Annotated in this window: 11 protein-coding genes; 8 read left to right on the top strand and 3 right to left on the bottom strand. The window is 63.5% G+C overall.

Annotated features, from left to right (window positions below; genetic code table 11):
- Window positions 1-32: 32 nt before the first annotated feature.
- The 4 genes from H3Z74_RS15430 (at window position 33) to H3Z74_RS15415 (ending at window position 4,867) form a co-directional block, all read left to right on the top strand.
- Window positions 33-956 carry a bifunctional riboflavin kinase/FAD synthetase gene (locus H3Z74_RS15430; RefSeq protein ID WP_187760483.1) on the top strand — a complete coding sequence of 308 codons (924 nt, stop codon included), beginning with the start codon at window positions 33-35 and terminating at the stop codon, window positions 954-956.
- A 62-nt stretch (window positions 957-1,018) separates the two neighbouring features.
- The gene (gene ileS / locus H3Z74_RS15425; protein WP_187760482.1) at window positions 1,019-3,925 is read left to right on the top strand and encodes an isoleucine--tRNA ligase; all 2,907 of its coding nucleotides are present in this window, start codon (window positions 1,019-1,021) and stop codon (window positions 3,923-3,925) included.
- A complete protein-coding gene (gene lspA / locus H3Z74_RS15420) occupies window positions 3,922-4,458 on the top strand; it encodes a signal peptidase II (RefSeq protein ID WP_187760481.1) in 537 nt (178 codons plus the stop codon). The genes ileS and lspA overlap by 4 nt, the downstream gene beginning before the upstream one ends.
- The gene (locus H3Z74_RS15415) at window positions 4,451-4,867 is read left to right on the top strand and encodes a DUF3035 domain-containing protein (protein WP_187760480.1); all 417 of its coding nucleotides are present in this window, start codon (window positions 4,451-4,453) and stop codon (window positions 4,865-4,867) included. Before lspA ends, H3Z74_RS15415 begins: the two co-directional genes overlap by 8 nt.
- Window positions 4,868-5,393: 526 nt before the next feature.
- Here H3Z74_RS15415 and H3Z74_RS15410 read toward each other — a convergent pair.
- The 3 genes from H3Z74_RS15410 to sseA all read right to left on the bottom strand — a co-directional run bounded on the left by H3Z74_RS15410 (window position 5,394) and on the right by sseA (window position 9,188).
- Entirely contained in the window at window positions 5,394-6,911 is a 1,518-nt protein-coding gene (locus tag H3Z74_RS15410; protein ID WP_229726611.1) for a TorF family putative porin, read from the bottom strand.
- A gap of 238 nt (window positions 6,912-7,149) precedes the next feature.
- The gene (metC, locus tag H3Z74_RS15405; RefSeq protein WP_187760479.1) at window positions 7,150-8,394 is read right to left on the bottom strand and encodes a cystathionine beta-lyase; all 1,245 of its coding nucleotides are present in this window, start codon (window positions 8,392-8,394) and stop codon (window positions 7,150-7,152) included.
- Window positions 8,349-9,188 (bottom strand): 3-mercaptopyruvate sulfurtransferase, encoded by an 840-nt coding sequence (gene sseA, locus H3Z74_RS15400; RefSeq protein WP_187760478.1) that lies wholly within the window; start codon window positions 9,186-9,188, stop codon window positions 8,349-8,351. The genes metC and sseA overlap by 46 nt, the downstream gene beginning before the upstream one ends.
- Before the next feature lie 399 nt (window positions 9,189-9,587).
- On the opposite strand from sseA, the gene H3Z74_RS15395 reads away from it, so the two are divergent.
- The 4 genes from H3Z74_RS15395 (at window position 9,588) to H3Z74_RS15380 (ending at window position 15,065) form a co-directional block, all read left to right on the top strand.
- The gene (locus tag H3Z74_RS15395) at window positions 9,588-10,784 is read left to right on the top strand and encodes an MlaA family lipoprotein (protein WP_187760477.1); all 1,197 of its coding nucleotides are present in this window, start codon (window positions 9,588-9,590) and stop codon (window positions 10,782-10,784) included.
- Window positions 10,785-10,852: 68 nt separating this feature from the next.
- Complete coding sequence (gene queF / locus H3Z74_RS15390; RefSeq protein ID WP_187760476.1) at window positions 10,853-11,299, top strand: preQ(1) synthase; 447 nt, start codon at window positions 10,853-10,855, stop codon at window positions 11,297-11,299.
- A gap of 165 nt (window positions 11,300-11,464) precedes the next feature.
- Window positions 11,465-13,738, top strand: coding sequence for a glycosyltransferase family 4 protein (locus H3Z74_RS15385; RefSeq protein ID WP_187760475.1), 2,274 nt, complete (start codon window positions 11,465-11,467; stop codon window positions 13,736-13,738).
- A gap of 43 nt (window positions 13,739-13,781) precedes the next feature.
- The gene (locus H3Z74_RS15380) at window positions 13,782-15,065 is read left to right on the top strand and encodes a glycoside hydrolase family 130 protein (protein WP_187760474.1); all 1,284 of its coding nucleotides are present in this window, start codon (window positions 13,782-13,784) and stop codon (window positions 15,063-15,065) included.
- Window positions 15,066-15,223: the final 158 nt, after the last annotated feature.

Genomic DNA, 15,223 nt, shown 5'->3' with positions numbered 1-15,223 from the left:
GCCGCCCCTTCGTCCCCCCTATAGCCCGCGTCATGCAGCGGCTGGACGGCAGCGCAACGATCCCGCCCGAACTCCGTGGCGGCATCGTCGCGCTTGGTAATTTCGACGGGTTTCATCGCGGTCACCAGGCAGTGGTGGGGGCTGCGGTCGCGATGGCGAGGGCGCAGGGCCGGCCGGCTTTGGTCGCGACCTTCGATCCGCATCCGGTGCGCTATTTTCGCCCCGACGCGCCGCCTTTTCGCCTGACCACGCTCGACCAGCGTGAGCGGTTGTTTGGCGAGGCCGGTGCCGACGCGATGATCGTGTTTCGCTTCGATGCGACGCTCGCTGCGCTGACCGCGGAGCAGTTCGTCACCGAGCGACTGTGCGCCAATATCGGCGCCGGCGGAGTGGTGACCGGCGAGGATTTCACCTTCGGCAAGAACAAGGGTGGCGATGTGCGCGTGCTGGCCGAATTCGGTCGTCGCGATGGCTTTGCGGTCGAGACGGTCGGCGCGGTGGCGCAGGATGGCGAGATCGTCTCGTCGAGCCGCATCCGCGAACTGCTCATCGCAGGCGACCCGCGCGGTGCGGCAAAGCTGCTGACCCGGCCGTTCGCGATCCAGGGCAATGTCCAGCATGGCGACAAGCTCGGCCGCACGATCGGCTATCCCACTGCCAATGTCGACATGGGCAATTATCTGCGCCCGGCTTACGGCATCTATGCGGTGCGCGGGACCCTGCCCGACGGACGCGTGCTGAACGGTGCGGCGAATCTCGGCATCCGCCCGACCTTCGACCCGCCCAAGGAATTGCTCGAGCCCTATTTCTTCGACTTTTCCGGCGATCTGTACGGGCAATGCATCGAGGTCGAACTGATCGAATATCTGCGGCCTGAGGCGAAGTTCGACTCGCTCGACGCGCTGACCACACAGATGGCGGCGGATTGCGCGCGGGCGCGAATTATTCTTTCCTAGTTCCCCGCCCGCGGGGAACTGCTTTCCAATTCCCATCGCTCTCGTCTAAAGCCCCGAAACTCATGACCGACACGCCTTCCGACACCGCACGCGACTATCGCGATACCGTCTTCCTGCCGAAGACCGACTTTCCGATGAAGGCGGGCCTTGCCGCCAAGGAGCCGGCGATTCTGGAGCGGTGGGCGACGCTCGGCCTGTACGACCGGCTGCGCGAACAGCGCGCCGGGCGCGAGCGCTTCATCCTGCATGACGGTCCGCCCTACGCCAATGGCGACATCCATATGGGCCATGCGATGAACAAGGTGCTGAAGGACATCATCGTCCGCAGCCAGACCTTGCTCGGCAAGGACGCGCCGTACGTGCCTGGCTGGGATTGCCACGGCCTGCCGATCGAATGGAAGGTCGAGGAAGCGTACCGCGCCAAGAAGCTCGACAAGGACCAGGTGCCGGTCGCGCAGTTCCGCGCCGAATGCCGCGCCTATGCCGAGAAATGGGTCGCGGTGCAGCGTGCGCAGTTCGAGCGGCTCGGCGTGATGGGCGACTGGGAAGATCCCTATCTCACCATGAAGTTCGACGCCGAGGCGGCGATCGTCGGCGAGTTGCTGAAGTTCGCCGAAAGCGGTCAGCTCTATCGCGGCGCCAAGCCGGTGATGTGGTCGCCGGTCGAAAAGACCGCGCTGGCCGAGGCCGAGGTCGAATATGAGGATGTCGTGTCGACCCAGATCGACGTGGCGTTCGAGATCGTCGAGGCGCCGGGCGCGCCCGAACTGGTCGGTGCGCATGCGGTGATCTGGACGACCACACCCTGGACGATCCCGGTCAATCAGGCGCTGAGTTATGGGCCTGAGATCGACTATGTTCTTGTCGACGTGATGGTTGCTGATCGTTTTGTGCCGATTGGCGAAGAAGTTGCCGCTTGGAAATCGGGTGGCAAATTCTTGATTGCCGCGGCGCTCGTTTCAGCGTTCGCCCAGCGTACGGCCAAAAACTTTGGTGGCACGACGGATCTCCAAACCGTTTGGATGGGCAAGGGCTCGCAATTGGCCGGTACCGTCGCCCGTCACCCAATGCACGCCCTTGGCGGCTTCTTCGCCAAACCGCGTCCGCTCCTGCCCGGCGACTTTGTCACCACCGAGGCCGGTACCGGCCTAGTCCATATGGCGCCGGATCATGGCGAGGACGATTTCTTGCTGTGCAAGGCGCATGGCATCGATCCCGTCTTCGCGGTCGATGGCGCCGGCATGTACCGGCCCGACTGGCTGTGGCTGGGCGGGCAGGGCAGCGTGATCAACAAGAAGTTCGTCGCGTCGGACGGGCCGATCTGTTCGGACCTGCGTGCGGCCGGTGCGTTGCTCGCGGCGTCGGACGATTTCGCGCACAGCTATCCGCATAGCTGGCGCTCCAAGGCCAAGGTGATCTTCCGCGCCACGCCGCAATGGTTCATCCCGATGGATCAGCCACAACAGGCCGAGAGCGCGCACTCGCCGATCGAAATCGGCGCGGAGATCGGTTTCGCGCCGGTGCTCGGTCACGCCAAGGGCAATGGCCCGACGCTGCGCAACATCGCGCTCGATTCGATCGAGCGCACGCGCTGGGTGCCGGCGCGATCGCAGAACCGGATCCGGGCGATGGTCGAGCAGCGTCCCGACTGGGTGATCAGCCGCCAGCGCGCCTGGGGCGTGCCGATCGCGCTCTATGTCGACCGCAAGACCGGGCAGTATCTCAACGACCCGGCAGTCAATGCGCGCATCGTCGATGCGTTCAAGGCGGGCGGCGCGGACGCATGGTTCGACGCCGACCATCAGGCGCTGCTCGGCGAGAAATACGTCGCTGCCGATTATGAGGTGATCACCGACATCCTCGACGTGTGGTTCGATTCTGGATCGACCCACGCATTCGTGATCGAGGCGCGCTATGGCGAAGGCACGCGCGCCAATTTGTATCTCGAAGGCTCCGACCAGCATCGCGGATGGTTCCAGTCGTCGCTGCTCGAAAGCGCGGGCACGCGCGGCCGGGCGCCGTACGACGCAGTGCTGACGCATGGTTTTGCGCTCGACGGGCAGGGCCGGAAAATGTCGAAGAGCCTCGGCAATGTGGTCGATCCGCTCAAGATCATCCAGGAATCGGGCGCCGACATCCTGCGCATGTGGGTCGCACAGACCGATTATTTCGAGGATGTGCGGATCGGCAAGGAAGTGCTCGGCACGACCAGCGATGCCTATCGCAAGCTGCGCAACACCTTCCGCTACCTGCTCGGCGCGCTCGACGGCTTCAGCGATGCCGAGACGCTCGAAGTCGGCAAGATGCCCGAGCTTGAGCTGTATGTCCTGCACCTGCTGGGCAAGCTCGACGTCGAGCTGAAGGCGGCGACGGCGAATTTCGAGTTCAACCGCTATCTGCGCCTGCTGACCGATTTCGCGGCAGAAGACCTGTCGGCCTTCTTCTTCGATATCCGCAAGGACTCGCTCTATTGCGATGCGTCGGGCGATGTGAAGCGGCGCGCCTATCGCACCGTACTCGACATACTGTTCCACGCGCTGGTGCGCTATGCCGCGCCGATCCTGACCTTCACGGCGGAGGAAGTATGGCAGGCGCGCTATCCGAGCGAGGATGGGTCCGTGCATTTCCTCGAATGGCCGGTGCTGCCCGCCTTGCCGGGTGACGATGCGCTGTCGACCAAATGGGCCGATCTCCGCGCGCTGCGCGTGCAGGTGACCGAGGCGATCGAACCGTTGCGCCGCGACAAGCAAGTGCGTTCGAGCCTTGAGGCCGAAGTGACGGTGCCCAAGTCCGCCATGTCGCTCGAAGCGCTGGCCGAGGCGTTCATCGTGGCGAAAGTGACCGAAGCCGACACAGTGTCGGTGAAGCCGACCGATTTTCATAAATGCGGCCGCTGCTGGCGCCATCTTCCCGAAGTGACGGAAGATGGTACGCTGTGCGCTCGTTGTGCAGAGGTTGTGCCCGCATGAAATCGCTCCGCCCCGCCGGGCTCGTCACTGCGGCGATCGTGCTGCTGGTCGATCAACTCGCCAAATTCACCGTGACCGGGTCGCTCGGCATCGATCATCTCGGTGCGGTTCGTGAGATCACCTCTTTCTTCGCCCTGCGCTTCGTACCCAATTTCGGGGTGTCGCTCGGCCTGTTTCAGGCCGATGGTGCGATGATGCGCTGGGGTCTCGTCGGCCTGACGGCGGCGATCGCGATCGGCGTTGTGGTGTGGATGACGCGCGAAAAGAACCGCCAGGATCAGATCGCGCTTGGTTTCGTGCTCGGCGGGGCAATCGGCAATATCCTCGATCGGGTGCGGCTGGGCTATGTCGTCGATTTCGCCGATCTGCATTTCGGCGAGTGGCGGCCCTTTTTGGTCTTCAATGTCGCCGACGCGGCGATTACGATAGGGGTGCTCGTCTTGCTTGTGCGCGCGCTTCTGGTACGCGACAAACCCAGGAACGGTCAGGACGCGGGCGCGGAACGTGCTCCAGTGGAGAATTTGAATGCGTAAGATGGCGTCGATCGCAACCGGGCTGGGCCTGGTGGGTATGCTGGCCGGATGCGGTACGACCGGGGTCAACCGTGTGCGCCCCGACGAATTCGCCGTCGCGCGTCAGGCACCACTGGTGATTCCGCCCGATTTCTCGCTGGTTCCGCCGGCGCCCGGCACTGCGCCGACCTCCAGCACAAATCCCAACGCCCAGGCGCTTGACGCGCTGTTCGGCGGCTCCGCGGCGCGCAGCGCCTCCGAAACCGCGACGGTCGATGCAGCGGGCGGCGATTCGGCTGCACCGGGCATCCGTTCCGATGTCGGCGATCCCGATACGGCGGTGGTCGACAAGGGTAGCACGACGCGCGACATCGTCGCTGCGCCGGAAGGCGATGGCCAGGACGCACGGACGGCCACGCCGAATCCGTAAGGCCTCGTGCTGGCCCAGTTGGTGAGCATTTAACGACTTGGCGCTGCGCTTCATCTCCTCGACCTTCCCGACTGGGCCCCGGCCTTCGCCGGGGAAGCCGATCAAAATGGGTCATTGTCAGAAGAACCCAAGCGTCGACCCTGCAAGGGACGATATGCCCGATCCTGTATGATGGTTGAATCGTCGCTCCGACGGGGCCGGGCGGAAGGGCGACGAGAGATATGGGACACCGGAATGTCGCATATTTCGCGCGGCCGCTTCGGCGAGAGTTTTGAGATATGGGACACCAATGTGTCGCAGGTTTCGGGTCGCTTCCCCGGGAGGGCTTGAGATATGGGACACCCATATGTCGCATATCTCAGACCGCAGCCTCGACGTAGGGGCGCGGCATAATATTACATTATATCAGATACTTATGCAGGATCATATCCGCATGCAGGACTGATCAATAGGCCGCCCCCCTTTCGCGAACCGCAGACGATACCGGCGATCCACGAAAGGGGAGACAGGGATCAGAAGGACGGGATCAGAAGGATGCGCCGATCGAGAAGATCACCGCACCGTCCGCACCGAGCAATTCCTTGGCATTGAGGACATTGGTTTCGTTGGTGTTGACGTAGGAAACGCCGAAGGTCAGCGCCTTCCAGGTCGCGGTCGCGCCGACGGAATAATCGACCACATCGCCGGTCACACCGCCCAGGAAGCTGTCGCTCTTGGCATAGCCGAGATGGCCGGTCAGGCTGAACGGCGTCTTCGGGATCGCGGCGGTCAGGTCGCCATGGAAGTAGATGCTCGAATAATCGCCCAGCGCGGCCTGGCCGCCCCAGGCATAGTTCGCGCCGACCTTCGCGGTGACCGGGCCGAGCGTGCCGCTGACATTCACATAGGGCTCGAAATAGTCGGTGTCGGCATTGCCGTGCTTGGGATAGAGATAATAGAGCAAGCCGCCGTCGAGCGTGATGCCATTGATGGTCTTCGAATAGCCGCCATAGAGATCGACTTCGGTATTGCCGGCAAAACCCACGCTCGAGGCCCAGGTGCCGACATAGAAGCCGCTGTCATGGGTCAGGTTGATCGTGCCCTGGATCGCCGCATTCTCGTTATTCTGAGTGAAGCCGCGGAAGCGATAGTCGCTGACCAAAGTCGCACCGCCGGTGATCTTGATCGATGAAGGGGCGGAGGTGTCCGATCCGGCCGCCGGCATCGCCGCAGTCAGGCTGAACACCACCGCGCCGTCAGCGCCGATGGCGTTCTTGTAGCCGCCGGTGAACAGGCCGCCAAAAGTCGAATTGGTCTCGTCGGTGTTGACGTAGGTCACGCCGAAGGTCAGCGATTTATAGGTCGCGGTCGCGCCGATCGAATAATCGATCACGTCGCCGTCGATCCCGCCGGGGAACGCGTCGCTCTTGGCATAGCCGATATGCGCGGCGAGGCCGAACGGCGTCTTCGGAATCGCGGCGGTCAGGTCGCCGTGCAGATAGACGGCCGAATTGTCGCCCAGCGCAGCCTGGCCGCCCCAGGCGAAATTCGCACCGACTTTCGCCGTGACCGGCCCGACCGTGCCGCTGACATTGATATAGGGTTCGAAAAAGTCGGTGTCGGCATTGCCCTTCTTCGGATAGAGATAATAGAGCAGGCCGCCATCAAGCGTGATGCCGCCGATCGTCTTGGTATAGCCGCCGTACAGATCGACTTCGGTATGGCCGGCAAAGCCGACGCTCGACCCGAACGTGCCGATATAGAAGCCGCTTTCATGGTTCAGGTTGATCGTGCCCTGAATCGCGCCGTTCTCGCCGGTCTGTGAAAAGCCGCGGAAGCGATAGTCGCTGACCAGGGTCGCATTGGCGGAGATAGTGAAGGGCGATGCCGGTGCCGCAGCTTCGGCGGGTGCAGCGTCCTGTGCGGCGGCAGGTGCGGCGTCATCGACGACAGTTGTAACGGTTTCCGGCGCCGCAGTCGGGGCGCCCGGGGTGGTTTCGGCGAACGCCGGAGCGGCGCTGGCGAACATCAGCGCACTGAGGCTGATCATGGAAATACGGCGCATGGATACCCTTTCAATTAAGATCTGGTTCCACACCTGCGTCCGCCGGGTAGCGCATCTGTCGAAAGGATTGATCCTCCCCGCGCCGCTTCCCCGATCGGTATCCCTGAAATCGGCTAGAATTTGCTGCAGCACAACATAAATCGACAGAGCAGCAACAATCCGGCAATATTGTGTTGCCGCGCTGCAACAGTGATGGGCGAGCCTCCAGGGCATGCCACTCCACGGACGGGGTATTGCCTCAGCGGCTCGACACAGCTTCCCGGAAGCGCGCCAGACCAGCGGACAGGTCGTCGATCAGGTCATCGACATGCTCCAGCCCGACCTGCAGCCGGACCATCGGCCCGGCATCGTCGCGTTCGGTCACGCTGCGATAGCGGACCGGATCGACCGGCAGTGCCAGGCTCTCGAACCCGCCCCAGCTATAGCCGATGCCGAAATGCTCCAGACCATCGATCAGCGCAGCGCGTGCCGCTTCATCGCCGCCCTGAAGCACGAAGGAGAACAGCCCCGAAGCGCCCTTGAAGTCGCGCAGGAAGAATTCATGGCCGGGGCAACCGGGCAGGGAAGGGTGGAGCACAGCGGCGACCTCGGGCTGTTGCTGCAGCCAGCGCGCGATCGTCAGTGCACTCGCCTCATGCTGTTTCAGCCGCACTGCCATGGTGCGCAGGCCGCGTGCGCCGAGCCAGCAATCGTCGGGACTCGCCACCTGGCCGAGTTGCAGGCTGGTGTCGCGCAGCTTCGTGAAATGCCCCGGCGCGGCGGTGACCGATCCGAGCATGACATCCGAATGGCCGACGACATATTTGGTGCAGGCCAGCACGGTCAGGTCGATGCCGTGCGCGATGGCGGGGAACAGCAATGGCGTAGCCCAGGTATTGTCGAGCAGGGTGGTCACGCCGCGTGCTCTGGCCGCAGCGACGATCGCGGGCACGTCCTGCACTTCGAAAGTCAGGCTGCCCGGGCTTTCCATCAGGATGGCGCGGGTGCGCTCGCCGATCAGGTCGGCGATGCCGGCACCGATCATCGGATCGTAGAAGCGCGTCGTGATGCCCATGCGCTTGAGCAAGCCATTGGCCATCGACCGGGTCGGATCATAGGCGCTGTCGACCAGCAGCAATTCGTCGCCCGGCGACAGGACCGAGAGCAAGGCCGCCGCCAGCGCCGCGACGCCCGAGCAATAGAGGAAGGTGCCCTCCGCGCCCGGCTCCAGCTCGGTCAGCGCATCGGCCAGCGCCCATTGCGTCGGGGTGCCGCGCCGGCCGTAGAATAATTTGTGGTGCGTGTCCGATACGCGTGCGCGAAGCTCCGCGACCGAATCGTACAGGATGGTCGAGGCGCGCCACACCGGCGGGTTGACGATCCCGCCGGTCCATTCCTTGCGCCGCCCGGCGGAAACGACGCGGGTCGCGTCATCCTTTGGGCGGCCGGAATCCTTACTCACTGAGCGCCGGTCGCCTTGGGGGTGGAGCTGTCCGCGCCCCATTCCGACCAGCTGCCGTCATAGACCGCTGCTTCGTTGCCGAGCAGATGCGCACCGAAAGCGAGGACCGAGGCCGTGATGCCCGAGCCGCAGGTGGTGACCAGCGGCTTGGCAAGGTCGATCCCGGCGCTTTCGAACGCAGCCTTCAGGTCGTCGCCCTGCTTGTAGGTGCCGTCGGCGTTGAACAACTCGCCCTGCGGCAGGTTCTTCGACCCCGGGATATGGCCGGCATGCGTCGCCGGACGCGGATCCGGCTCCGCACCCGAGAAGCGTGCCGCCGAGCGTGCGTCGAGCACCTGCTCCGCACCGCTGTCGAGATTGGCCTTCATCTGGTCGAGATTGCGCACGCCCTTGTCGTCGGCCCACACGGTGAAGTGACGATGGCGCAGCTGCTCCTTGCCGCTCGCCGTGTCGCGGCCCTCGGCCCTCCACTTGGCGATGCCGCCATCGAGGATTGCGACGTCATGCGCACCGAAGGTGCGGAGCATGAACCATGCGCGTGCCGCAGTGTGGTAGGGCGAATCGTCGTACAGCACGATGCGGCTGCCATCGCCCAGGCCGAGCGACTGCATGCGGCTGGCGAATTTCTCCGGCGGCGGCAACATCGAGGGCAGGTTGGTATTGGTGTCGGCCAGTTCGGCCAGGTCCATGAACACTGCGCCAGGAATATGCGCCGCTTCATATTCGGCGGCCGGGTCGCGCTTGTCGCCGGCCAGCACATAAGTGGCGTCGACGATACGCAGGTCGTTCGCGCCCAGTTCGTTCGCGAGCCATTCGGTCGTCACCAGCGAGTCCATCACATTCTCCTAATCTCGTCACCGCCATCCCTAGCCATCGATGGCGGCGGCGTCGAGACGATCAAATTCAAGAGCATGGCAAATTCAAGAGCATGGAAAGCGGTTCAATTTCACCCCGACCCGATAAGAATCCTCGTCGCAAGCCTCTGCATGTCAGCTCAGCGATGGGCTAAATCCTATCGAACCGGCGCAACCGGGACCGCGTTGAGGGAAGGATGATCTTCGCGACGGTGCGATCGATTCCCGGGTTGGCCAAACGATGTTGGTCGATTTATTACAGGTTAGAGTATTGATCATTGGCTCGCGGCGAATATCTGAGTCGCGCGCGGGTGCATTCGTGAAAGCGAGTCGTGCGAAAGAAGCGCGATATGCCGGTCGGCGGCAGGAGATAAAGAAATAATGGTTCCTGTATTCGGCGCGGTCGTGCTGTTCGCAAATTTGCCGTTGTCCGCTGTCGAAGTGCAGATCCCGCCAGTGGTGATCCAAACGGCAAGTGGTCAGCAGGCCCCGGTCACGACACCGGAATCCCCCGCTCCGGCCCCAGTGCCGGGCCCTGCGCCGACAGCTCCCGGCGCTCCTCCGGAGGGGGTGCCCGCGGCCCAGTTTCCGGCGACCGTCACCCAGGCCCCGGCAACACCCGACGCGGCTGTGCCGGCGGCAGATGCGGCGGCGCAGCAAGCGTCCGGCGGCGGCCTGGTCGATGACGATATTCTCGTCTCGGCGCGGCGGCGCTCTCCGGGCGATCCGGCGGAACGGATCAATGTCGAATCCTACAAGGCGGTGCAGGCGGTGGACCGCGCCCTCGTCGCCCCGATCGCCAAAGGCTATAAAAAGGGACTGCCCAAGCCGGTGCGCGACGGCATCCACAATTTCCTCGATAACGTTCAGGAGCCGATCGTCTTCTTGAATTATCTGCTGCAGTTGAAACCGGGCAAGGCGATCGAGACGCTGGGCCGCTTCGCGATCAATTCCACGGTCGGGCTCGCCGGAACGGTCGACATCGCCAAGCGCCGTCCGTTCAAGTTGCCGCATCGTCCCAACAGCCTGGCCAATACGCTGGGCTATTATGGGGTGAAGCCGGGACCCTATCTGTTTTTGCCCTTTATCGGGCCGACGACGGTGCGCGATCTGTTCGGAATCTCGGTCGATCGGCTCATCCTGCCGGTGACTGTCGGAACGCCGTTCAACAAGCTCTATTACACCATTCCGGTCAACACGCTCAGCGCGCTGGATTACCGCGTGGCCTTTGACGACACGCTGACCGTGCTGCACACGGCCACCGATCCCTATGCCGCGACCCGCGACGATTACCTCCGCAAGCGCAAGGCGGAAATCGATCGTCTGCACAGTCCGAACTGGTCGGGGCACCGCCGGCCGGCGCAGCCGATCACGCCGGCTGCCGTATCTGCACCTGCTGCTGCGCCTGCACCCGAGGCAGAGGGAGCGCCCGGCGTGACTGTTGCGCCCGGCGCGCCGGCGCAGGCTGCGCCTGCCCCGTCGACAACTGTTCCACCGGCAGCTGTTCCACCAGCCGCTGTCCAGCCCGCACCCGGCACCGACGCCAAGGTGCCGGAGGTGACGGCCCCGACGCCGTAAGACGTGATCGGGAGTATGGCTGATCCTGTCAGGGTGACGGCCCGCCTCCGCGCTCCTATATCCCGCTCATGACTCCAAAACATCTTGGCCAGAGCAGCGCACTTCCCTCCTCTCCCGAGGAGGCGGTGCTTGATTATGTGCCCAATCCGCGACCCGGCCGGCCCTATCTCGTGCGCTTCACCGCGCCCGAATTCACCTCGTTGTGCCCGGTTACCGCGCAGCCCGATTTCGCGCATCTCGTAATCGATTATGCGCCGGGAGCGACGATCGTCGAATCCAAGTCGCTGAAGCTGTTCCTCGGCGCGTTCCGCAATCATCAGGCATTCCACGAGGATTGCACCGTCGGCATCGGGGAGCGGCTATTCAGTGAAATGGCGCCGGTCTGGCTGCGAATCGGCGGCTATTGGTATCCGCGCGGCGGCATCCCGATCGACGTGTTCTGGCAATCCGGTGAACCGCCGGCCGGCCTTTGGCTACCCGGCCAGGATGTTCCCGGGTATCGCGGACGCGGCTAAGTCACTCGGTTCGTCGCAGAATCCGTTCATTCGGCGTCAAGATTGATTTCGATCAGGACGATTCACTTGTTGCGCCGCAGCATGGCTGCAACCATATTCACATCTGGCCGTTCGGAGAAGGCATGGATGGGGTGAAAGACCCCTTTCGCACTCGGAAGGATTGAAATGTCGCTCCAAAAGGATGCTGTAGCGTCTATCGGTCACCTTGCCCTGATTGGCAACTTCCTGCCGCGTAAATGCGGCCTTGCAACATATACTACCGATACATTTACCGCGTTGAAGGGCCGCTACCCGGACCTTCAGGTCGATGTCTATGCGATGGACGACCATCCCGGCCGGTACGACTATCCGCCCGAAGTGACCGGCAGCATCCCGCAGCAGGAGCGGGTCGCCTATCTCGACACCGCACGCGCGATCGAGAAGAGCGGCGCCAAGGCGATCTGGCTGCAGCACGAATACGGCATTTATGGCGGGGCTGCCGGTGAGCACATCCTTGCCCTGCTCGACCGGGTGTCGATTCCGGTCATCGTCACGCTCCATACCATATTGGAAAAACCCAGCGCGGATGAGCGCCGCGTGATGGAAGGGCTGTTGCGCCGTGCCGCGCGCGTGATCGTGATGGCAGAAAAGGGCCGCGAGATACTGGAGCGCGTCTATGCTGCGAATCCGCGCTCGATCGTGATGATCCCGCACGGCGTGCCCGATCGCGATTTCGTCGATCCCGATACGCTGAAGGCGCAATTCGGCTGGGAAGGGCGGCAGACCGTTCTGACCTTCGGCCTGCTCGCACCCAACAAGGGCATCGAGACGATGATTGAAGCCTTGCCGGCGATCGTCGAGGCCAACCCCGATGTGCTCTATGCGGTGCTGGGCGCGACTCATCCCAATCTCGTCGCGCATGAGGGCGAGAAATATCGCGACCGGCTGAAGACGCTGACCGAGGAGCTTGGGGTCGCCGCCAATGTCGAGTTCATCGACGCCTTTCTCGAACATAATGAGCTGATCGATTATCTGCAGGCGTCGGATATCTATGCCACGCCCTATGTGAACCCGGCGCAGATCACCTCCGGCACGCTGTCCTATGCGATCGGCGTGGGCAAGGCTGTGGTCTCCACCCCCTATGTCCATGCCACCGAGATCCTGGCGGACGGACACGGCGTGCTGGTCGATTTCGGTGACAGCGCAGCGTTCGCGCGCGAGATCAATGCGCTGCTCGGCAGCGAGCGCAACCGCGTCAAGCTGTCGGAACGGGCCTATGCGCGCGGCCGGACGATGATCTGGCCGGTGCTGGCGGAGACCGCGATGCGCGAAATCGAGTCGATGGTCCTGGCCAAGCCGCGCCGATTGTCCAAGACCCAGTCCGTCTTCACCCCGCTGGCGCCCGATTTCGCGGCGGTCGAGCGGATGAGCGACATGACCGGCATGCTGCAGCACGCGATCCTGTCGGTTCCCGACCGGCGTCATGGCTATTGCATCGACGACAATGTCCGCGCGCTGATGCTGATGACCGCGATCGAGGACATGGACGAGCAGGTCCGCGACAAATGGATGACGGTGTACGCCGCGTTCGTCCAATATGCCTGGAACCCGGATCATCGCCGCTTCCGCAACTTCATGAATTTCGACCGGACGTGGTGCGAGGATGAAGGGTCGGAGGATTCGAACGGACGTACGCTCTGGGCGCTCGGCGTCACCGCGAAGCGCGCGACGGCGGCAAAGCATCGCGATTGGGCGGTGCGGTTGTTCGACGAGACCGCCAGCCTCGCGTTCGATCTGGGCAGCCCGCGATCGCAAGCGTTCGCGATGCTCGGCGCGGCGGCGATGCTCGGGGCGCATCCGGGCCATAGCCTGGCGCGCAATATCCTCGAACGCTTCTCCAACGACCTGCTTGCCCTGGTCGAGGAAACGCGCCGTCCCGAATGGGAATGGTTCGAGATCGTGCTCGCCTATGACAATGCGCGCCTGCCCGAGGCGTTGATCCGCGCCGGCATGATGCTCAATCGCGACGATCTGCTTCGGACCGGCCTGTCGACGCTCGACTGGATCACGCAGCAGCAGACCACGCCCGAGGGGCGCTTCCGCGCCATCGGCACCGAGAGTTTCGGCCGGCCCTATGCCGATCCGCTGCCGTTCGACCAGCAGCCGCTGGAAGCGCAGGCGACGATCGATGCCTGTGCCGCCGCGTTCAAGGCGACCGGCGACCGGCGCTGGGTCGAGGAGGCGGTAAAGGCCTATCGCTGGTATCTGGGCCAGAACGATCTCGACCTGCCGCTCGCGACCGCACAGGATGGCGGCTGTTTCGACGGGTTGATGCCAACCGGTCTGAACCGGAATCAGGGCGCCGAGTCGATTTTGGCGCTGCAATTGGCCTCTTGCGCCATTTCGGGGCTTTCAAAGGCAAGCGAAAGCGTGGCAGGACCGGAGCGCGCCGTCGCATAGCCTCGCTAACGACGCCGCTCGGGCGTTGCACGCGAGGCTGAACTTGGTCGATATCTTCCGTCACTCATTGCGGCTCTATGCCGATCCGTCGCGCGTCGTGGTGCGGCCGTTCCATCTCGCCTGGGGTGGAAATGGCGGGCATCGCACCGAGCGGCTGGTGCGCGAGGTGCTCGAGATGGACACTGCGCAGACCCGCGCGGAGCTCGAGACCGTGCTCAAGGATTTCGAGGCACGGCACTGGCAGACGCGTCGCGTGTTCATGACCCGCTATGACGAGATCGAGGAGATGCTCGGCCTCGACGGCAGCGAGATCGGCGACGAGAAGCGCCAGCTGATCGGTGCCTATTTCTGTCATGAATACAGCTACGCCGCCGCAGCGCTGATGAATCCCAGCGCGGTGCCGCATTTCGACCAGTCGGGCATGCCCAAGGGGTCGATGCGCATCCTGATGAGCCTGCGGGCGGTGGGCGAGGGGCATATCTCCTCGGTCGCCTTCCGCGAAGGGATCATCACGTCCAAGAACGAGATGAAGCTCGCGCCCGAGCCGCCTTTCGCCACCGCGACCGATGCGGTCGGGATGGACGAAGAGGAGATTCCCGAGGGGCCGATCACCGTTTATCGCCACCGCGATTCGACCCTGTCGGGCACGGTGATCTTCCCGATCACCGCGGCGCAGTCCAAGGGACTGGAAGATCTTCGCCTGGTCCATTTCACGCATGACGATGGCAGCGTCGAATGGCTCGGCACCTATACCGCCTATAACGGGTCGAAAATCCAGTCGGAGTTGATGCGGACGCGCGATTTTCGCGCCTTTGACCTGGTGCCGATGACCGGCGCCGCGTCGCGCAACAAGGGCATGGGCCTGTTCCCGCGCAAGGTGAACGGTCAATATATGATGATCGGCCGGCAGGACGGCGAGAATCTGTTCCTGATCAAATCCGACACGCTGACGCATTGGGACGAAGGCGAGAAGCTGCTCGAACCGCATTACCCATGGGAGCTGGTTCAGATCGGCAATTGCGGGCCGCCGATCGAACTGGATGAGGGCTGGCTGTTGCTGACTCACGGTGTCGGCGCGATGCGCAAATATTCGATCGGCGCGGTGCTGCTCGACAAGCATGACCCGTCGCAGGTGCTTGGCCGCACCAGCCAGCCGATCCTCGCTGCGGCCGACCAGGACCGCGAAGGCTATGTGCCCAATGTCGTCTATAGCTGTGGCGCGATCCGCCACGGCAACACCTTGTTCGTGCCGTACGGCGTGGCGGACAGCTCGGTCGCCTTCGCGTTCATTCCGATCAGCGAATTGCTCGCCGGGATGACGCGCTAGAACCTAATCGAGTCAGCTGGAATCGCCTAACAGCCGTTCGGGCTGAGCCTGTCGAAGCCCAAGCGTTGCGCGTGCCCTTCGACAAGCTCAGGGCGAACGGCTGGGTGGATCCACTCAACTCGAAATATTCCAGGCCGGAGCGGACGAGTTTACCTCGA

The sequence above is a fragment of the Sphingomonas alpina genome (assembly GCF_014490665.1).
GTDB lineage: Bacteria > Pseudomonadota > Alphaproteobacteria > Sphingomonadales > Sphingomonadaceae > Sphingomonas > Sphingomonas alpina.
This window is presented reverse-complemented; position numbering and strand designations above follow the sequence as displayed.